21 protein-coding genes are annotated in these 18351 nt (G+C 44.6%); 11 read left to right on the forward strand and 10 right to left on the reverse strand.

Annotation, left to right across the window (positions count from 1 at the left end; genetic code table 11):
* Nucleotides 1-11: 11 nt before the first annotated feature.
* The 4 genes from AZI86_RS01065 to AZI86_RS01080 form a co-directional block, all read right to left on the reverse strand.
* Nucleotides 12-1271: a paraquat-inducible protein A gene (locus tag AZI86_RS01065; protein ID WP_061833240.1), complete on the reverse strand. Its 1260-nt coding sequence runs from the start codon at nt 1269-1271 to the stop codon at nt 12-14.
* Between the two features lie 27 nt (nt 1272-1298).
* Complete coding sequence (locus AZI86_RS01070) at nt 1299-1727, reverse strand: pyridoxamine 5'-phosphate oxidase family protein (protein ID WP_061833241.1); 429 nt, start codon at nt 1725-1727, stop codon at nt 1299-1301.
* Nucleotides 1728-1920: 193 nt separating this feature from the next.
* Nucleotides 1921-2424: a hypothetical protein gene (locus AZI86_RS01075; RefSeq protein ID WP_061833242.1), complete on the reverse strand. Its 504-nt coding sequence runs from the start codon at nt 2422-2424 to the stop codon at nt 1921-1923.
* The gene (locus tag AZI86_RS01080) at nt 2412-3326 is read right to left on the reverse strand and encodes a MerR family transcriptional regulator (RefSeq protein ID WP_081111738.1); all 915 of its coding nucleotides are present in this window, start codon (nt 3324-3326) and stop codon (nt 2412-2414) included. The genes AZI86_RS01075 and AZI86_RS01080 overlap by 13 nt, the downstream gene beginning before the upstream one ends.
* Before the next feature lie 115 nt (nt 3327-3441).
* On the opposite strand from AZI86_RS01080, the gene AZI86_RS01085 reads away from it, so the two are divergent.
* The 7 genes from AZI86_RS01085 (at nt 3442) to AZI86_RS01115 (ending at nt 10530) form a co-directional block, all read left to right on the forward strand.
* On the forward strand, nt 3442-4479 hold the full coding sequence (locus tag AZI86_RS01085; protein ID WP_061833244.1) for a polyprenyl synthetase family protein: 1038 nt from the start codon (nt 3442-3444) through the stop codon (nt 4477-4479).
* 184 nt (nt 4480-4663) lie between these two features.
* The gene (locus AZI86_RS01090) at nt 4664-5221 is read left to right on the forward strand and encodes a sterol desaturase family protein (protein WP_172797988.1); all 558 of its coding nucleotides are present in this window, start codon (nt 4664-4666) and stop codon (nt 5219-5221) included.
* Complete coding sequence (crtI, locus tag AZI86_RS01095; RefSeq protein ID WP_061833246.1) at nt 5218-6702, forward strand: phytoene desaturase family protein; 1485 nt, start codon at nt 5218-5220, stop codon at nt 6700-6702. Before AZI86_RS01090 ends, crtI begins: the two co-directional genes overlap by 4 nt.
* On the forward strand, nt 6699-7580 hold the full coding sequence (locus AZI86_RS01100) for a phytoene/squalene synthase family protein (RefSeq protein ID WP_061833247.1): 882 nt from the start codon (nt 6699-6701) through the stop codon (nt 7578-7580). Before crtI ends, AZI86_RS01100 begins: the two co-directional genes overlap by 4 nt.
* The gene (locus AZI86_RS01105; protein WP_061833248.1) at nt 7577-8314 is read left to right on the forward strand and encodes a lycopene cyclase domain-containing protein; all 738 of its coding nucleotides are present in this window, start codon (nt 7577-7579) and stop codon (nt 8312-8314) included. Before AZI86_RS01100 ends, AZI86_RS01105 begins: the two co-directional genes overlap by 4 nt.
* On the forward strand, nt 8311-8787 hold the full coding sequence (locus AZI86_RS01110) for a sterol desaturase family protein (RefSeq protein ID WP_061833249.1): 477 nt from the start codon (nt 8311-8313) through the stop codon (nt 8785-8787). The genes AZI86_RS01105 and AZI86_RS01110 overlap by 4 nt, the downstream gene beginning before the upstream one ends.
* Before the next feature lie 138 nt (nt 8788-8925).
* The gene (locus AZI86_RS01115; RefSeq protein ID WP_253715566.1) at nt 8926-10530 is read left to right on the forward strand and encodes a tetratricopeptide repeat protein; all 1605 of its coding nucleotides are present in this window, start codon (nt 8926-8928) and stop codon (nt 10528-10530) included.
* Here the strand turns inward: AZI86_RS01115 and AZI86_RS01120 are convergent, their stop codons facing one another.
* A complete protein-coding gene (locus tag AZI86_RS01120) occupies nt 10531-10917 on the reverse strand; it encodes a VOC family protein (RefSeq protein WP_061833251.1) in 387 nt (128 codons plus the stop codon). It abuts the gene before it with no gap.
* Nucleotides 10918-10940: 23 nt separating this feature from the next.
* On the reverse strand, nt 10941-11945 hold the full coding sequence (locus tag AZI86_RS01125) for an NADP-dependent oxidoreductase (RefSeq protein WP_061833252.1): 1005 nt from the start codon (nt 11943-11945) through the stop codon (nt 10941-10943).
* 177 nt (nt 11946-12122) lie between these two features.
* Here AZI86_RS01125 and AZI86_RS01130 point away from each other — a divergent pair, with 177 nt between their 5' ends.
* Both AZI86_RS01130 and AZI86_RS01135 read left to right on the forward strand, forming a co-directional pair.
* A complete protein-coding gene (locus tag AZI86_RS01130; RefSeq protein WP_061833253.1) occupies nt 12123-13121 on the forward strand; it encodes an alpha/beta fold hydrolase in 999 nt (332 codons plus the stop codon).
* A 136-nt stretch (nt 13122-13257) separates the two neighbouring features.
* On the forward strand, nt 13258-14277 hold the full coding sequence (locus AZI86_RS01135; RefSeq protein WP_061833254.1) for an alpha/beta fold hydrolase: 1020 nt from the start codon (nt 13258-13260) through the stop codon (nt 14275-14277).
* Here the strand turns inward: AZI86_RS01135 and AZI86_RS01140 are convergent.
* The 4 genes from AZI86_RS01140 to AZI86_RS01155 all read right to left on the reverse strand — a co-directional run bounded on the left by AZI86_RS01140 (nt 14274) and on the right by AZI86_RS01155 (nt 17005).
* On the reverse strand, nt 14274-14648 hold the full coding sequence (locus AZI86_RS01140) for a lipocalin family protein (protein ID WP_061833255.1): 375 nt from the start codon (nt 14646-14648) through the stop codon (nt 14274-14276). The genes AZI86_RS01135 and AZI86_RS01140 overlap by 4 nt on opposite strands.
* Nucleotides 14645-15997, reverse strand: a complete 1353-nt coding sequence (locus AZI86_RS01145; RefSeq protein ID WP_061833256.1) for a hypothetical protein — start codon at nt 15995-15997, stop codon at nt 14645-14647. The genes AZI86_RS01140 and AZI86_RS01145 overlap by 4 nt, the downstream gene beginning before the upstream one ends.
* 49 nt (nt 15998-16046) lie before the next feature.
* Nucleotides 16047-16454, reverse strand: coding sequence for a hypothetical protein (locus tag AZI86_RS01150; RefSeq protein ID WP_061833257.1), 408 nt, complete (start codon nt 16452-16454; stop codon nt 16047-16049).
* 203 nt (nt 16455-16657) lie between these two features.
* A complete protein-coding gene (locus AZI86_RS01155; RefSeq protein ID WP_061833258.1) occupies nt 16658-17005 on the reverse strand; it encodes a DoxX family protein in 348 nt (115 codons plus the stop codon).
* 76 nt (nt 17006-17081) lie between these two features.
* Here AZI86_RS01155 and AZI86_RS01160 point away from each other — a divergent pair, with 76 nt between their 5' ends.
* The gene (locus AZI86_RS01160; protein ID WP_157684597.1) at nt 17082-17537 is read left to right on the forward strand and encodes a DUF2062 domain-containing protein; all 456 of its coding nucleotides are present in this window, start codon (nt 17082-17084) and stop codon (nt 17535-17537) included.
* On the forward strand, nt 17503-18333 hold the full coding sequence (locus AZI86_RS01165; protein ID WP_216635880.1) for a DUF1295 domain-containing protein: 831 nt from the start codon (nt 17503-17505) through the stop codon (nt 18331-18333). The genes AZI86_RS01160 and AZI86_RS01165 overlap by 35 nt, the downstream gene beginning before the upstream one ends.
* Nucleotides 18334-18351: the final 18 nt, after the last annotated feature.

The raw sequence follows: 18351 nt of genomic DNA on the forward strand, positions 1-18351 counted from the left end.
GAAAAATGGGACTAGATTGAAGTGGTATTTTTCTTTTCAAGGATGCTAGAGAAGAACAACGCTAAAACCGCGTAAGTCATAAAAAGGTAAAAACCGGCTTGCAGAGAAGTTCCGTTGGTCGTTAAGAACACGATCTCGTTGTCCGCCGAATGCATTTTTCCGAATTGCGAAGCAATCACACCATTAAAGCCGATATAAGCCATAAAGATCGCGATGATCATCACATCCGTCATCGACCACTTACCGCTTTTATGAACAAAGAAATGCACCACTTTATTTTTTTGCATTCCCGCGATGTTATAAAAATAAAGCATTGAGGCAATTAATTTGGATACGGGGAAAACTATACTGAACATCACCATCAAAATACCGACGATCTGCATCTGGATGTCCGAGTCCGTGATCATGAGCCAAAAGACATCGACCACACTCTTAGTTTGAAAATAAAGAACTTGGTTTAAAAACTTTACCGGGTGATCTAAAAGCACAAAGCTCATTTCAGAAATCTTGGCTTCCAGATCAATCATCGGCGTGGTGACACCACAAACGAGCAAAATTAAAAGGCTTAAGGCTAGTACAATATACTGAGCACTGGTTAAAGCCGCCTTACTAAACCCTGCCACCACGAATAACAAACAGCAAATCGCGATCAACACCCAGCTTAAATGAAAGATGCGCTTTTGAGTGGCCGCGATCTGCTGATCTAAGATGTCTTTAGCCGCTTGCATTTCGGTCACACCCAGCTTTTGCATGATGGTTTCAATGGGAGTGAGGTCTTGTTCTTCATAAGTTCGTTCGAAGTAATTTTCCACTTTATCAGCGACCAAGTTGCGCAAAGTCTTTTTAGTGCTGGGTTTTTGCATAATAGCGAAAATCTCTTCGGCGTATTGGGGTACGCCCGCCTTGATATCTTCTATATCGACAAAGGCGTTGATAAAGGCCTGCTTCATGCGCCCCTTGAAGGTCTCTTTATTTTTTTTCTTCATTCGCTGATCAACCGTATCGATCAGTTTGAGAAGTTGTTTTTCAATCAAGGGCTTCAGCGCGGCTTTGTTTTCTTTAGGGTCAAAGTCTTTAACTTCGGCATTGATAATGTCTGAAAGCTGGCGCTTCCATTCATTGATACTGAAAAGTCCATACTTGACGTTATTAATTTCGGCATAGTCGGTTTTACGTTTTTGATTATCAATGGAATCCTTGATGATCAAAAAACCCATAGCGGCCGAAACAGCCAGCAGGACGCAGAAGACAACAGATTTCGCATACTTCATAAACTCCCCACTGGCTTAAGACTGTGTTTACAATTTAATTTCAGCTTCTTCTTTACCATTCCAAAGATGAATGCGTGAAGCGTGAACTTTTATCATCACCAAGCCTGGAGTTTCAACACCTTGTTCAAACCAATAGTCCAAATCCTTGGTCCAATGAGCTTTGAATAGCGATTTATCTTTGATGATTTCACCTTTTCCCGCTACGTGGATGAAGGCGCCTGGCTTGCCTAAAAGGCTTTTACCTTCAGCGAAGGTCAATCCCACTTTAGGATTGGCCTGGATGTCGGAAACCGCGGTGGTGGACTCTAATGAAAAGAAATAGGAATCGCCTTGATAATCCACTTGGCGATTGTTGCTCATGGGGCGGCCGGCAAGTTCTCCACTTTTAGAGCTTTCAGTGACCAACATGCAAAAATCCAGATCTTTCAGTTTTTCAGAAACGTGCTTTAATTCCATTTTAAGTTCCCATCGTTAAGTTTGTTGTTAAGAAAGTCATTCGCACCCCTGCGCAAAACGCAAAAAGGGATCATCGTTAGATAGATCCCTTTTTTAGGCGCTATGAATGATCGCGCTGGATCATTTATGCTTTATAACTTAACAAATGACATTAAGACTTTTGACATCACGTCAAGCGTCAATTGCGGCGTTGCTATTTTACCCGGGAAAGCCACTCTGCATTTTCTTTAAAATCAGGCGCCCCTTCGGTGGCTTCCTTCAAATACGCGATGGCCTTTTTATTACTTCCCCCCACAATTGCCGGCATCTTAAGGTACATGATTCCCAGGGTGCGTGCGGGAGCATAATGATAATATTCGGGGTATTCCTTGTGAGCATGAAACAAGAGAGACTTAATATTAGAGAGTTCTGAAATTATACAGCCAGGGATTATTCGCCCCTTGTCTGCAAGTTCGCACTGAAAGGTCAAAAAGACCGCGCGCCAGTAATGACGGTAGGAAAAATCAGGATTTTCATCAAGCAAGGCTAAAATCGATTCAACGGATTTCTTTTTTTCCTCGAAGTCCCCATTTTTGTCGTTAAAGGCCTGACTGGCCTTAACAAAAATATCTACCGGAAGGGGAGCTGAATATTTCGCACCAAAAGACCTTTCAAAAGAGATAAAAAAGAAAAGTATCAGGAAGATCATCTTAGGCATATATGACCCTCATACTCTTCCAGGCTCTTAAAAATATAAAAGGATCGTTCCATTTTTAGCGAGAGCCCTTGCCCGCCAGGACCTCCCACCCACAATGCGATAGAGGCAGGAATATGACGATCCACAAAGTTCAAATATTTAAGAATACTTTCCCGATAAAACTCTTGAGAACCAAAACTTGTCCCAATAATAACGTGCGTGGGACGCAGGCGCACGCACGCCTCGCTCAGCTCTTTTTTAGGAACATGACTTCCCAAGTAAACGCACTCATGCCCATGAACGTCGGCGATCACCTTGGCAATAAGCAAGCCCAAATCATGATGATCCCCTTCGATCGTCGCAAAGATCATCTTGAACTTATTTTTTTTGCGCGAAGGTTTAACGGACAAAGAGTAAAGGCTTTCTTTAATCAAAGACGTCAGTAAATGTTCCTGGATGATATCAATGCCATTGTTCAATGACAGAAGAGACATGTGCTGCGCCACCGGAACGATAAATGTATGGACAAAATCCGCGGCAGAAAGACGCTTTCGCTCTTCATTAAAAACAGATTTTAAAGATTCCCAGTCCGTCTTCGCCAGGCTTTGAAATACTTTTTGTAACGCCCCCGTCTTTTTATTCATAGCAACCTGAGGTGATTTTAAGCCGTGAGTCTTCACCTCAAGCTCTTGGAGTTCGCTTAAATTAAGCGAAGACAGCTGACTAATTTTAAAACCTTGTCTGGTGAGCTGCATGATTTTAGAGATTTTCATCACATCCGCATCTGTGTACATGCGGCGCCCTGTCTTTGTGCGCTTAGGACGCACGACTTTGTAACGCAACTCCCAAGACCGCAACAGGAATTCTGTTGCCCCCGTGAGATCTACCATCTCTGATATAGTGTATAGCGTTTGTCGCGTCATCAGCTTCACTTTCTGTCTATTAATATATCCATATTATGCATCATTACGTTTGTATAGATTTTTCTATACAAACTCGTTTTTATACAATAACTCTCTGGATACTGGAGGAATAGCCATGCTTAACGAAGCCCCCTCAGCGGACAGCTGGAACCAGATAAGTTTTGAGTCTTATGCCTCTGTGGTGAGCGAGCTCATGGATGCGACTATCGAGGCCAATACTCTCGGGAGCTTTCGAAAAATAGTGCAAAGTCACTTCACCGCTCCGGGCAAGATGATCCGGCCCTATTTGGCATATCGCTTAGGGCATATCTTACAAACCCCTTATAATCATTCCACCGCGTGGGCGACGACTTGTGAGCTTTTGCATAATGCCACCTTGATTCATGACGATGTGCAAGACCGCGACGTTCAAAGACGCGGGAAACCCACGTTATGGACCCAGTTCGGGGATGCTCAAGCAATTAATGCCGGCGACTTTCTGATGATGTCGTCTTTTCAACCAGTACTTTTAAGTTCTGCGTCCGCCGAAATCAAAAACAAACTGATGATGCTCTTTTCAAGAATGACCTGCAAAATCGTCGGCGGGCAAAGTCTCGAACTAGAATTAAACACCCTCAAGTTCCCGGAAGTGATTTACCAACACTACCTTCATTGCATCGGCCTTAAGACGGCGGCTCTTTTTTCGGATTTGGCAGTGGGTCTTAACATGCTCTCACCTCACTCCCCTTACGCGCACGAAGATATCGATCAGCTTTTTAGCAAGATAGGGATTTTGTTCCAAATGCAGGATGATATTATAGATCTTTACGGTGATAAACAGCGTGACGGTCGTGGGTGTGATATCAAAGAAGGCAAGACCAGTTTTTTGGTGGCCACCCATATTCAAAAAAATCCTGAAGACTTCGGTATTCTTAAAAGTATTTTGGAAAAGCCGCGAGCCCTAACTACCGACGAAGATATCTTTTGGGTGGAAGAACTCTTTGCCAATAAAGGTACATTACGCACTTGCCAGATCAGGGTGTCTGAACTGAAAAAAGAAATTCTAAGTTTCGATATCGTGCGCCACTCAAGCGGAATGCAAAATTTGATCGCTGAAATGTTAAACATGATCTTTTCAGGCAAAGTCGCCGTAAACCCTGATGCCGGCCGCTAACCATTTTGAAAAAATAGAATCCTATCTGCCTTTAAATTTTTCTGCCCCGCAGGATTTTTTGATCGCCTTTGCCGTGGTCCTGGCTTTTCTGATCGTCCGGTACTTTCTCGCGGTCTTTCCGTTTTATTTTTTCTTTTGGATGAGGAATTCTCCTCCAACTCCTTTTTCAAAGGCCCAAGTTAAAATGGAAATCAAATATTCCATTTTTTCCAGCGTGCTTTTTGCCTTAGCCGGCGTGTTCATGGCCTTTTTATGGCAAAAAGGATTCACGCGGATTTATTTAAACTTTGATCGGTACGGGTACGCATATTTGCTTGGAAGCATTATTATTGTTGCCGTCATTCATGAATTCTATTTTTACTGGACGCATCGATGGATGCATCAGCCTGCCGTGTTCAAACGGGTTCATTTGGTGCATCACCTCTCGCGCGACACAAGCCCGTGGGCTTCATTTTCATTTCATCCTTTAGAAGCCGTCATCTTGGCCGCGTTCTTACCTTTGATCGTGATTTTGTTACCACTCCACCCCGTCGTGATCATCGCTTATATGGTATTTATGACGATCAGTGCGATCTCGAATCACCTGGGTGTTGAAATGTTAAAAAATCGCTGGGTTTTACAGCATTTTATTTCGGGCACCCACCATTCAGCCCACCACAAAAGAATGAACGCGAATTACGGACTTTATTTTTGTTTTATGGACCGACTGTTTCGCACTGAACATGTGACGAGGGAAAAATGAAAAAAGCCATTGTTATGGGATCCGGCTTTGGAGGATTGGCCTCTGCCGTTCGCTTGTTAAAAAAAGGTTACGACGTGACGATCCTTGAAGCTCGCGATCAATTAGGAGGCCGCGCTTCGGTTTTTAAAAAAGACGGATACACTTTTGATGCGGGTCCCACCGTTATTACGGCGCCATACTTAATTAACGAGCTTTTTGAAATGCTGGGCGAAAACCCGAAAGAATTCTTTGAACTTTTACCTATTGATCCCTTTTACCGGATTATCTTTAACGACCGTTCGGTCTTTGATTATGTCGGCGATGAGGATCGTCTGATTGAAAATATCCGCGCTTTAAACCCCCAAGATGTGGATGGGTATAGAAAACTTGCCAAGCATGCTGAAGAAATTTTTGATGTGGGTTACACCCAACTGGCCGACCACCCCTTTGATACTTTAGGCAGCATGGCGCGGGTGATCCCTGAGATGATCCGTCTGCAAAATCATAAAAGCGTTTATGCCTTGGTTTCAAAATACATCAAAGACGAAAGACTGCGCCAAGCATTTAGTTTTGAACCCCTATTAGTCGGCGGAAATCCCACCAAGATCACCTCCATTTATTTGCTGATTCATTGGTTAGAACGAAAATGGGGCGTGCACTTTATTAAAGGCGGTACTAATGAACTGGTCCGTGCCTTTGAAAAACTGTTGATTAAGCATGGAGCCAAAATTCTTAAAAACAAACCCGTTCAGCGCATTGATGTTAAGAACGGTCAAGTCCAGGGAGTCATCACCACGGATGAAACTTATTATCCTTGTGAGGTCTTAGTTTCAAACGCCGATCCGGTGCGGGTCTATAGGGATATGATTGATCCAGCAGAGAGAAGTGCCAATGCCAACTGGAAGTTAAAGTTGAAGTCCCAGTCGATGAGTTTATTTGTGGCTTATTTCGGAACTAAAAAACAGTTTCCCGATATTAAGCACCATACGATTTTAATGGGTCCTCGGTATCAAGGACTTTTAGATGATATCTTTTCAAAAAAAGTTCTACCCCAAGATTTTAGCCTTTATCTGCATGCGCCGACGCGCACAGATGCCAGCATGGCTCCGACGGGTAAAGAATGCTTTTACGTGCTAGCTCCGGTTCCGAATAACCAAAGCGGTATCAACTGGAAGCATGAACAAAATCAATTCAAAGACCGTGTGTATAACTGGCTAGATAAAAACTATCTTCCCGGAATGATCGAAAATCTAGACGTGGATTTGCATATCACACCGGACTATTTTGAAAAAGAGCTGCGCAGTGAACACGGTGCGGCCTTTGGAATTGAGCCTTCATTAAGTCAATCCGCTTATTTCCGCTTTCATAACCGCTCTAAAGACGTCGCAGGTCTTTATTTTGTGGGCGCAAACACTCACCCCGGCGCGGGAGTTCCGGGCGTTTTAAGCTCGGCTAAAGTGATTGAAAAAGTCGTTCCTGCTGCGGGGTTGGTGATGGCATGATGGAAACATCTCATTCTGCCGTCGCGGTCTTAGCCCAAAATGGTAAAAGCTTTTATTTTGCCGGCGTATTTTTACCCGCCGACCGACTCAAAGTTATTTCGGAGCTTTATAGCTTTTGCCGATATGTCGATGATTGCGCCGATGAACTTTCGCACGATCAGGCAAAGACCGCGGTGGCCCATATCAAAGAAGTGATTTTAAATTCTGATTTATCAGATCCTTTGCAAGATCAGGTGCGGCTTTTAGAAAAAAACGGCGTCGCGCGCACGCTGCTCTTGGACTTAGTAAGAGGTGCTGAATGGGATATCCACGAAGAACCCATCCACACCGCCGATGATCTGGATAAATATTGCTATCACGTCGCGGGCGTCGTCGGCTTGATGATGAATCCCCTGATGAAAGTGACTGATCCTGCAGCCGCTTCTTATGCGGTGAGCTTAGGAAAGGCCATGCAGCTAACAAATATCTGCCGCGATATTCTGGAAGATGCCCAGAATGCCCGAATATATTTACCCGCCACAGAAATAAGGTCTTTAGGCCTGGGATTAACCGCCCTTGCCACCCCGGGGGCCGCCCCGACAGAGCTTAAGACAGTTCTAAAAAAATATTTAAAACTTGCCGATGCATCCTATGAATTGGGCCAGCAAGGTCTTCCCTATATTCCGCTGCGTTGCCGTTTTGTGATTCTCATTGCGAGCGAAGTTTATCGTCATATCGGAAAGAAAATAATTAAAAATGATTTTGAAGTTTTAAAGGGGAGAATCTATTTGACGGTTTTTGAGAAAATAGTCGTTCTTTTTAAAACATCACCCAAAATGCTAAAGCCCGCATTTTGGTTAAAGCCCCTCCGCCCCAACAAGCAAGTGGTGATTTCATGACATACGCTCAATTCTTACTTATTTTTATCGTGCCATTGACCGTGCTGGGGATGGTTTACTTTTACCGGTCCTCTTATCCGCAAAAGAAAACTCTTAAAGAAGCTATTTATCTGTTGATATTTTTAGCGGTGACTTACACCACTCCTTGGGACAATTACCTGGTGATGACCGGCGTTTGGAATTATGAAGATCATAATATCTTATTTCGCATCGGTTATGTGCCATTTGAAGAATATTGCTTTTTTATTCTGCAGACGATCATGACTTCTTGTTGGGTTTTGTGGATCCTTAAGCACACCCAGATTCGCAAAGCCTCTGCTGCCGGACTTTCAAAACACCTGGGCACGTTATTGCTCTTAGGACTTTTAGCGGCCAGTATCATGATGCTGCAAAGTGAAAAGACGCGGTATTTGGGGTTGATCTTAGTTTGGGTGACGCCGGTGTTTTTATTGCAGTGGGTATCGGGGGGAGAGCATCTGCTGGCGAATTTAAAAACTTATGCCCTTTGTCTTTTCCCTCCGACTTTTTATCTTTGGATCGTGGATAATTATGCCATTTACCGCAATATCTGGGCTATTTCTGAGACTCAAACTATCGGCCTTAAGGTTTCTTATTTACCTTTTGAAGAGGCGGTCTTTTTTCTGGCTACAAATATCATGTTGTGCCAAGGTCTTTTACTGTATTTACTTTTAAAAGATGATTTCTTGCTTAAACTTAAAAAGAGACACACATGATTTCGTCAACCACTTACGCCCTTATCGTTATTGCCACGTTTGCTGTCATGGAGTTTAACGCCTGGTTTTTACACAAATACGTTATGCACGGTTTTTTGTGGAACTTGCACTATGATCACCACAACCCAGATCCGACACGTTCTTACCAATACAATGACTTTTTCGCTTTAGTGTTTGCGGTACCCAGCTTTCTTTTTATCCTGTTTGATAGCATCTATGATCTGCCCGTTTTAGGAGCGATTGGATTTGGGATTATGGCCTATGGGGCCGCGTACTTTTTTGTGCACGAGATTATCATTCATCGTCGCTGGAAATTTATGACACCTAAATCCAATTGGTACACCCGAGGTTTGAACTCGGCCCATAAAATTCATCACTCCAAAGGACATAAAGAAGGCTGTGAAAATTTCGGCATGCTCATCGTTCCTTTAAAATATTTCAACAAAAGAGCTTCGCTCAGCAAAACCAACTAGATCTCAGATTTCTTTGAACAATGATATCGCGCTGAAACCCGTTCTAGGACTAGATTTCACCGCGCTTGAACAGGATCTTCACCTAATTCATGCATATTTTGTAAAGCTTTAGGGATGCAATCTGACAAGGAGAAATCATTGAGCCGATCCTTATGCACCACCGGAAGTCTAGCTTTTCTTATGACTTTGACCGCTTGCGGAACATTGCCCGCTAACTCTAAGAAGAACCTCGCGGTGTCAAATCAAGCACGAAATATCTTTGCCCCCTCAATGACAGAAGACTTCAGCGATCGCATGCGGGCGGACTCGTTATTTATTGAAGCTGACATATACAGCCGCGAAGGAAAATCCGCACGTGCCATTGAACTTTTTGAAAAAGTGGTCACCTTGGATCCAGCCCCTTACGTGCGCCTGCGTTTAGCGGCAGAATACTATAAAGTAAATAAAAATTCCGCGGCAATCGCTCATGCCGAAAAAGCCATCAAGCAAAACCCGCAAGATGTGGATGCGTACATTCTTTTAGGCGGTTTGTATTCTGCAGATAAAAAAGACGACTTGGCGATAGCTCAATATAACCAAGCTTTGCACCTGGATCCAGAAAACGCAGAGGCGACACTTTCTTTAGGCTCTCTTTACACCCAACTTAAAGCCTATAAAAAAGCAGCGAAGCTATTCACCTCGCTTTTAAAAAACCCTGAATACAAAACCCCGCACCTTGCGCACTATAACTTAGGGCTGATGTATGCCCATCAAGGCGGCGCTAAGAATCAATCAGCAGCCATCCATGAATTTAAAAAGGCCTTAGAGTTGAGATCATGGCACACGGACTCTTTGACTTCACTTGCTAACATCTATTTAGAACAAGGGAATCAAGAGTTGGCACTTGAGATGTATGAGCGCCTGGAAGAAAACTCAGACCTTTCTATCGAATCGCAAATGAAGATGGTGCTTATTTTAATCGAACAAAAACGATTTAATCTAGCCGCTACAAAACTGAAAGACATTGTGACTGAAAACCCCTCAGCCGATGGCGCTCGTTACTATTTAGCCGCGGTTCAAGAGCAAACCGGGGAACTGGATGAAGCCATTAAGAACTACATGAAAGTTTCTGCAAAAAGTGAGAACTTCAGCCAAGCTGTCGTGCATGCTGCTTATTTATTAAAAAGCATGGGTAAAATTAAACAGGCCCTGGTGATCACCGAAAAAGGCCTTAAAGCCAACGCCGATAAGCCGCAAGTTTATACCATGCACGCCTCCCTTTTAGGGGCTAAAGCGGATTATTTGGGGGCGGCAAAGATTCTTGAACAAGGTTTGACGAAGCATTCTCAAAATAGTGAGCTGCTGTTCCAATACGCCCTGGCCATGGATCGCTTAGGCAAAAAAAATGAGATGATGGCCCAAATGAAAAAGGTTTTAGAACTAGAACCAGATCACGTGCAAAGCATGAGCTATCTTGCGTATTCAATGGCGGAACTGAATCTGCAATTGCCCGAAGCAGAAAAGCTCGCTCGCCGGGCGGTGGAACTTCAACCTCAAGATGCTTATGTCTTAGACACATTAGGTTGGGTTTTATTTAAGCAAAATAAAGTAGCGAGTGCGATTGAAGTCCTAGAACAAGCCCATCAAGCGCAGCCGAACGCAAAAATTATTGCCGAGCACTTGGCACAAGCTTATGCCAAACAGGATTTGGCGGAAAAATCCGCAGCGATGTATAAGATCGCCGCGGAGTTAAAACAGAATTAGTTATTTTGTTTTAGGTTCGTCATATCCCATCATCCAACAAACGCCGTATTTGTCGGTGACCGAGCCAAAGTAGGAGCCCCAGAAAGTATTATCAGGCTTCATCTGGTCTTGGCCGCCTTCGCCAAGACTGGTGAAAAGCTCGTCGACTTCTTGACGGCTTTCGCAGTCGATATAAATTTGCGAATTGTTTCCTAAGCGATAGTCCTTGGAATCCCAATCTGAAGCCATGATCAAAAAAGAACCTTTTTGGACACTGGCATGCATAACTCTGTTTTCATCTTTTTCTGACGGAATAATCTTAGCCTCGGTCTTAAAACACTGAGCATAATGTTTGATGGCCTCTTTGCAGCTTCCATCAAACATCAAATAAGGGGATGCGGTTTTCATAACACGTCCTTTCCGCGTTTTAGTCATTCACTGACTTGGATGACTATTTTACCCCGGGCCCGGCCCGATTCGGAATACTCAATCGCTTCTTGGCAATCTTTTAATGAAAACACGCGATCCACGGTGGGCTTGATCTTTCCTTGCATGATAAGGTTGCTAATCTGCATGAGCTGCTCGCCGTTAGATTTCATAAAAATAAATCGATAATGGGCCTGCGCCGCTTTTGCCTTCAAATTGGCCTTGAGACCCACCACTCCCAATATCAGGGTTTTAATAAAACCGAGCTGCAATTCTTGACCCGTGCGGTGATCTGGCGAGCCAGAGAGAGACACAATGAAACCGCCCGGCTTAATCACCGAGAAATCCTTCTCTAGCGAGTCACCGCCCAGCGTATCAAAAATCATATCAAGATCTTGAACCACCTCGGTGAAATTTTGTTTTTTATAATCGATCACGTGATCCGCCCCTAAGGATTTCACGAAGTCGACGTTTTTGGTGCTAGTAGTGGTCCACACCTCAGCCCCTATGTGCTTCGCCAATTGAATGGCAAAGGTCCCAATCCCGCCAGAGCCTGCCTGAATTAAAACCTTCTGCCCTGGTTTTAAATGTGCAACACCATACATGGCCTGCCAGCTGGTCAATCCCACCAGCGGGATGCTGGCCGCTTCATGAAAACCAATATTCGCGGGCATCAAGGCGACATCAGATTCATCGATGGCGATAAACTCCGCAAAAGTTCCAATGCGCTCCGTGCGAGGCCTAGAAAAAACCCGATCACCTATTTTAAACTTTTTAACCTGCGAGCCGATCTGGATCACTTCACCCGAACAATCATGACCTAATATTAATGGAAACTTTTCTTGTCGAATAAAGCGAACTTTTCCATCGCGCACTTTGAAATCAATCGGATTCACACTGGCTGATTTAATTTTTACTAAAACGTCCTGAGGTCCCACCGTCGGCATTGGAAAATCGCCGATTTTTAGTTTTTCTTCATGTCCATACTTTTCGATATAAGCAGCAATCATGCCTTATTATGCGCTTAGCATTTTGATTTAGTCACCGGCATTTCCAAGTGCTTAGTAACAATCAAAAGGGCTTAATTTGGCAGGCTGACTGTTCGCTGGACAGTCGACCCCACTTGAGACCCATTTTATTTGATCTAAAGCGGCCTAGGCCGGCACAGAGACTGCAATATATAGCGTATGAAGCTAACGCGCACTATCTGCTTAAAAATCATAGTATTTTTCCAGTTTCTAAGTCTCGTAGCGTTTGCCGAGGCGCCGGTGTGTGCGGCCGTCTTTGACTCTGAAATATTTGGTCGCACTGTCTGGATTCAAAACCCAAGATCTGCCCCGAAGCTTTTCCCCTCAACTCCGCACCTTCAATTTTCTGATTTCAACGTGAAAGTTGTCGGTGACCTTAGCTCGGGTAAAACTCCCCTGGTGCTGATTCATGGTGCGAACTCTTCGATGGAAACTTTTCTTCCCCAAGCTCAAAATTTTTATAAAGATCGCGCCGTGGTCCTTTATGACATGCGCGGATCAGGAAATACAAAAGAGCCCGGTGCTGGATATGACCTTAATGTCATGGCCGATGATTTACTAGTCGTGCTTGATGGATTAAAAATTCAAAAAGCCGTTTTACATGGCCACTCTGCGGGCGGCTCTACCGCCTTGTTATTTGCCGCCCTTCATCCTTCCCGAGTCAAAGCACTCAGCCTTGAAGACGTCTCGGGTTTGCCTTATAAAGCACGACATGACCTAAACATGTATGACACAAGCTCGACCATTCAGTTCTTGCGTTCGATGAAGAGTTCTTACAGTTCGATAGAAAATCTTGTCGCCGATGCCTCGCTCATTTTAAAAGGCCGCCCTGCCCAGACCACCGATCATCTTTTAAAGAAAAGTCGAAGGGGGACTACATTTAGCCCTCACAAGGCCGCCAGCATTGAAGAGTTGATGCTGGATGTGGGAACTCGCGATCTTTCTGAGGCTTACACTCAATATAACGGTCCTATTTTAATCATGAAAGCGGAATACACTTCGAGATATTTAAGCGAAGAACACATCAAACGAATTCAGATTCTGAGGCCAAACGCAGAAATGGTCGTGATGACCCAATCAGGTCATTCCATTCATAACGACAATCCTGTTTTGTGGGAACGAGCATTGAAAGAATTCGTCGAACGTGTTGCACCTTAGATATCGACAGGTCCCATACTTTCCAAGTATGAGATTTCTCAATTCGCATCATAAACATTACATTATTTAATGTTGCCCTCTACTTTTTATTGTTTGTTTCCGTAAAGGAGTACGCTCTTAATATTTGGAGGCAAGCATGAAGTATTGGTTCGTCTATTTAGCTCTTATCGTTTTCTCTTTGGACAGCGTTGCAGATCAAACGCTTTTCGTAAACGCGCAGCTGCGCTCAACGGCATCAGCGCAAATCAAAGTACAAATCTTAGAAAATCCCTCACCCGTGGGCAATGGAAAGAATGTCTTGGTGGTTCATGGCTTAGCCCACACGGGCAATGCGGTGAAGCCCCTGGCGCAAGCAATCTTTGCGGATGCTTCTTTAAAAAACAAAGTGGCTAATGTTATTGTTTTTGACCTTCCCGGCCATGGAGGCAGCTCGTTACCCCAAGGACTTTTATTTGGCCAGATGTCACTTGATGACTATGCCAATACTTTTTTGTCGCTGCTGGGGGAACTGCATGATCTCAACATCAATGTTGATGCCGTGGTCGGACACAGCATGGGGGCGGTCATCGTGCAATTGGCTCAAACCAAACTTTTAGCTTTGGGCGCTGATCTTAAAAATGATTTTGGTGTCAATAACGTGGTCCTTTTGGCATCGACCATGCCTCGACAACTTCCATGGGTGCTTGCAGATTCAGGACTCACGACTCTTTTAGCAATCCCAAATATTCGCCTGAGCCCTGAGCTTGGCACTTATGTGGACGTGCCGACTTTGCTTTGGCAGAACTTATGGTTCACCAATCGCCTTTATTTAATATATGCCCCGGGAACACCTTCGATCTCTAGCATTCATAACTTAGGTTATATTTCTAAAGAAGCCTTACAAGCCGCCGGCGAAGTCATTGGCCTTGTAGGATTTCATCGGGCGTCCATTCAGCAAGGGGCTTTTGCTTCGGCCAGCGGTCCAGATTTACGCCTAGTGGCGTTTAGCGAAGACCGAAACATCTCTGTCGGCGAAGAGCGAAACCTTTATCGATACTTAAGCAACGATCCCACCGATCACAAATTCACGGTGGTCACCCGTTGGGACGCGGTTCATGATATGTTGATTTCAGCGCCGAAAGCTTTGATTTCTGCCGGCGCTTTTGCGGACTTTTAGCGCACCGGCGCGTAAGGATCCCAAATATAGGTGATGTCCTCTTCACCGAGTTTTAGTTGCATGTGGATCTTGCCGTCTTTTAAAACCACCGGGGTTTCACTGACGGCACCCATCTGCATATCGGGATCTTTATCGCAGAAGTCGGCGTTACCCTCATGCACGGCCGTGATTGTTTGATGAAGCGTTTGGCCATCATAGGTATAGGTGGCCGTGCGTTCACAAAAACCCGGTTGATTCTTGCGATAATAATGCAAAACACTTTCGCTTTCAGAAAATTTAAACGTCATCATCAAATCCGGATTCGGGCGAGGTGCAGGAGTGTCGTGATAAATAATCGAAGTAAAAAGCCAAAGACCAATTAAAGAATTCATTGTGGCACCTCTCGGGTTTTTAAGATTTTTTGGATACTGTTCAATTCCTCAGGGGTGAGGTATTCAGTAAGAGCCGATCGCAACTCTTTTGCAAAGTCGGAAAACTGACTCAAAGGACTCATTCTTGAGAGCGTCTTTAAAGAAACTTTAAGAATTTTATCTTCTGGTAAAGCTTGACCCAGCTCCCATAAAAGACCGCTGACGATAAGACTGTCATTGTAAAGCCCCCCGGTCTTATCACGCCATTTTTTTGAATTTTCCAAAGTTCTTTTAAACTCTCCTTGCAGATAAGCATTTTCACCCAAGCGGGGGCGAGCCAAAAGATGAGCGGTGAAAAAATCCGCAAAGGCCTCATTCAGTGAACCGCCTTCACCTTCCGTGGGCAAATGCCCCACGAGGTCTATTAAGGCGTGAAAAATTTCATGCGAGACGATCGAAGGATCTTGAGGAATTTTACTGTAAACAACATCGTCCCCCTCTCCTAAACGCACCTTACCTTGATAGTAAAAAGCGGCGTTGGTTTTTTCGGGGTACCCCACGTGCAGTTGAACTTCTAAGGGCCGTTGCAAAGAAATACCCAGCTTATCCTGACACCAGTCAAGAACACGTTGCACGTAATAATAAACTTGCAACTGATCAAATCGTGCGTCGCTGGTGGGAAACTTTAATATTTCGTCAGATTCCGCAAAGTCCATCGGGTTTTGCGTGAAAATTGAAAATCGCTTGTTTGAAAGCGGGGGCGAAAAACTCAAGTCCCGCATGGACAGCTCTTTAAGTTCACTCAGCTTCGGCCCCTCGGGGTAAAGCACCGCGGGTCGTTCAAACCACCCGATTCCCAGTGGTTTTTTTTGGAGTATTTTAAAATCCTCACTGAAACGATACTCATAAGGACGGCCAGAATCCGGGAATCTTGTTACGACCCAAACAAGCTCTGGCTTTTGAGTGATCAACGGTTTTAAAGACTCAAGATCTTCCGAACTTAAATAAGGATGTCTTTTTTTTAATTTTTTCCGGGCCTCGGCGACATCATTAAATTCTGCAAACGGCAACGACTTCAACGCTAGGGGATTTGATAAATAGGCCGCCTGCACTGATAAGAGCTGCCCCTGTTGATGATTGATTTTTTTTACAAAACTTCCTTCAACAGCGATGTCTTTGAAAGTCTGATAAGTGTATTCTTGAGTTTCGTTGAGCACCTGCAAAGTGCTCGGCAGCGGAGCTTCAATGGCGTTCATGAATTTTAGCTCGCGGATGTCATCACCCGCGTGCCATTGAACTTCTTTGAATTCTGATTTCGGCGAGCAGGCGACTAAAAAAGCCACCACCCCGCAGATTCCAAATATTTTCATAGAAACCCTTTTCACTTAAGCTTCCAGAAACTCACTAAGCACTATGATGTTACTCAATTTTCAAAGTTTTTTCGATGTAAGTGCCGTCGCCATTCAAGAAACGCAAAGTGTGCTCACCAGAAGCAAATTTACCCAAACGCACTTCACTTTGGAATGGAACTAAGACCATGATACACATTCCTTGACTCACTTGAGCAATGGATTTGACCTCATGATGAAAGGCATCGGTGTGCGAAACTTCGGCACGTCCCCATTTATAGCAACCGCTTGGAAAAATCCCATTTACGATCACAAAAGCATCAGAGTTTGAGTCAAAACCGCCCGGCACGTAAACAGAGTTCACGCCAATTTGCATTTCTTTTGCTGGGGGTTGTTGAGCCGGTGGCTGACCTTGATTGGCTAAAGCCGGAGCAGATAGACACAAGGATGCAAGTACCGCAACGATGATGGTTTTCATAAAGATCTCCTTATCTCAATGATGATTAACAAATTTTTTTACGACGTCGGCGACTTCGTATTTTGAAAAAGAACAGAAAGCAAAGCAGGTGCCATCACGAGGCACCAGTAGATTTGATTTAATTGATCTGGTCGGGTCGAAAATCCCGATGATGAAAACTTTTGAGGCACAACGGTATAGGCAACTCGGCGCGGCAGTTTTTTCTACGTGTATAAGTAGGCCAAAAAAATAAGAACGAACTGCAATGGCAGACGCGCAATAATAATCAGGTTAGGAATTTTACGAAACACGGTGTTTCGTTCCTGATACATATAAATGTGGACTGAAAAAAATATGATCAGCATAAAGATGAGACTCCACGCCGCAAAGGATCGGGCTGGAGGCCACAATAACAAGGCTCCGAAAACGATTTCGGCCAAACCGCTAAGATAAATCATGCGTTTGGGCCCGGGGATGTAAGGGGGCATCATCGGCATATAAAAACCCGGAGCGCGGAAGTGGTTCAGCCCCGCTAAGATATAAAATGCCGACATCATATAAAGCAGAATCATTCCCACTAAAGCTCACCTCTTTTTTAAAGGTGACGGCCATTTCTTATTCCGTCAAGGCATGGTATACGATTCTTGGATGAAGAAATTTAAAGAAGTCGTTCTTAACCAGCTTACCCAAGGTGTCAGCCCGCACAGTCTGGCCCTGAGCTGCGCTTTGGCTGTGGCCCTAGCCACCTTCCCCGCGTTTGGCGTGACGACCATCATTATCTTCTTCACCGCTTTGTATTTGAACTTAAATCAGCCCATCATGCAGGCCTTAAATTACGCCATGACTCCCGTGCATCTCTTGATGCTGCCGATCTTTTTAAGAATTGGTGAATGGATTTTAGGGGAACCGCCGGTCCCGATTAATCCCGTAAAGATCGTCAGTGATTTTAACGGGGATTGGGGTTTGTTTTTCTCTCAATACGGTATGGCCGCCCTGCATGCGATGTTAGCATGGGCCTTGATAGCCCCTATCGCCGGGATTATCATTTTCTATTCGTTAAGACCGCTCTTTGAAAGGATTCAAAGAAGATACCGCTTACGTTAAGGAGTTTTTTGTGGGGGCTTACATCGGGGCTATTTTAGCCGTCGCCATTTTAATGCATGCCACTTTTCTGATCGCTTGGCGTATACGCCGCAATGACTTAGCCGACATCGTCTGGGGACCCGGCTTTATGGTCGTCGCCTTGGGCGCAATGCTGGGCCAATATCAAGCCACCGGCGAACTTGCCCTTCATTTTCGCGAAGCCGTGCTTCTAGGATGCGTGAGCCTGTGGGCTGTGCGCTTATTTTATCACATCGGATTTCGGGCTTTAAAAAAGTCTGAAGACATTCGCTATCACAATTGGCGCATCGCCTGGGGCAAGACCTGGGTGTGGCGATCTTACTTACAAGTTTTTGTTTTGCAGGGAATTATCATGCTGATCATTTCACTACCCATTATCTGGGTCGTTCGCCACGCCCCTTCGCCGGCTGACTTTAGCGTGTTCTTAGGGGCCGCGATTTGGGTGTTTGGATTTCTTTTTGAAAGTGTCGGCGATGCTCAGCTTAAAAAATTTAAAGCCGATAAAAGCAATAAAGGCAAAATCATGGATCGCGGTTTATGGAGCTGGACACGTCACCCTAACTATTTTGGCGAGGTCACTCAGTGGTGGGGGATTTTTGTGATGGTGGCTTTGTTGCCTGCGGGATGGATCACCGTCATCTCTCCCCTTGCCATCACCTATTTGATCCTTAAAGTTTCAGGCGTCCCGATGTTAGAAGAGCTTATGAAAGATCGCCCCGGGTTTTCGGAATACGCCCGCAAAACATCCAAGTTTTTTCCCTTACCACCAAAGCCTTAAATAAAAAAACCGCCTTTC

Origin of the sequence: Bdellovibrio bacteriovorus, assembly GCF_001592735.1 — a bacterium.
GTDB classification, from domain to species: Bacteria; Bdellovibrionota; Bdellovibrionia; order Bdellovibrionales; family Bdellovibrionaceae; genus Bdellovibrio; species Bdellovibrio bacteriovorus_D.

Bases quoted from the DNA above. Each gene is read 5' to 3' on its own strand.
- AZI86_RS01140 (WP_061833255.1), bottom strand. From the start codon at position 14,648: ATGAATTCTTTAATTGGTCTTTGGCTTTTTACTTCGATTATTTATCAC.
- AZI86_RS01075 (WP_061833242.1), bottom strand. From the start codon at position 2,424: ATGCCTAAGATGATCTTCCTGATACTTTTCTTTTTTATCTCTTTTGAA.
- crtI (WP_061833246.1), top strand. From the start codon at position 5,218: ATGAAAAAAGCCATTGTTATGGGATCCGGCTTTGGAGGATTGGCCTCT.
- AZI86_RS01155 (WP_061833258.1), bottom strand. From the start codon at position 17,005: ATGATTCTGCTTTATATGATGTCGGCATTTTATATCTTAGCGGGGCTG.
- AZI86_RS01145 (WP_061833256.1), bottom strand. From the start codon at position 15,997: ATGAAAATATTTGGAATCTGCGGGGTGGTGGCTTTTTTAGTCGCCTGC.
- AZI86_RS01130 (WP_061833253.1), top strand. From the start codon at position 12,123: ATGAAGCTAACGCGCACTATCTGCTTAAAAATCATAGTATTTTTCCAG.
- AZI86_RS01070 (WP_061833241.1), bottom strand. From the start codon at position 1,727: ATGGAATTAAAGCACGTTTCTGAAAAACTGAAAGATCTGGATTTTTGC.
- AZI86_RS01065 (WP_061833240.1), bottom strand. From the start codon at position 1,271: ATGAAGTATGCGAAATCTGTTGTCTTCTGCGTCCTGCTGGCTGTTTCG.
- AZI86_RS01125 (WP_061833252.1), bottom strand. From the start codon at position 11,945: ATGATTGCTGCTTATATCGAAAAGTATGGACATGAAGAAAAACTAAAA.
- AZI86_RS01090 (WP_172797988.1), top strand. From the start codon at position 4,664: ATGGAAATCAAATATTCCATTTTTTCCAGCGTGCTTTTTGCCTTAGCC.
- AZI86_RS01120 (WP_061833251.1), bottom strand. From the start codon at position 10,917: ATGAAAACCGCATCCCCTTATTTGATGTTTGATGGAAGCTGCAAAGAG.
- AZI86_RS01085 (WP_061833244.1), top strand. From the start codon at position 3,442: ATGCTTAACGAAGCCCCCTCAGCGGACAGCTGGAACCAGATAAGTTTT.
- AZI86_RS01110 (WP_061833249.1), top strand. From the start codon at position 8,311: ATGATTTCGTCAACCACTTACGCCCTTATCGTTATTGCCACGTTTGCT.
- AZI86_RS01160 (WP_157684597.1), top strand. From the start codon at position 17,082: ATGAAGAAATTTAAAGAAGTCGTTCTTAACCAGCTTACCCAAGGTGTC.
- AZI86_RS01080 (WP_081111738.1), bottom strand. From the start codon at position 3,326: ATGACGCGACAAACGCTATACACTATATCAGAGATGGTAGATCTCACG.
- AZI86_RS01150 (WP_061833257.1), bottom strand. From the start codon at position 16,454: ATGAAAACCATCATCGTTGCGGTACTTGCATCCTTGTGTCTATCTGCT.
- AZI86_RS01105 (WP_061833248.1), top strand. From the start codon at position 7,577: ATGACATACGCTCAATTCTTACTTATTTTTATCGTGCCATTGACCGTG.
- AZI86_RS01135 (WP_061833254.1), top strand. From the start codon at position 13,258: ATGAAGTATTGGTTCGTCTATTTAGCTCTTATCGTTTTCTCTTTGGAC.
- AZI86_RS01100 (WP_061833247.1), top strand. From the start codon at position 6,699: ATGATGGAAACATCTCATTCTGCCGTCGCGGTCTTAGCCCAAAATGGT.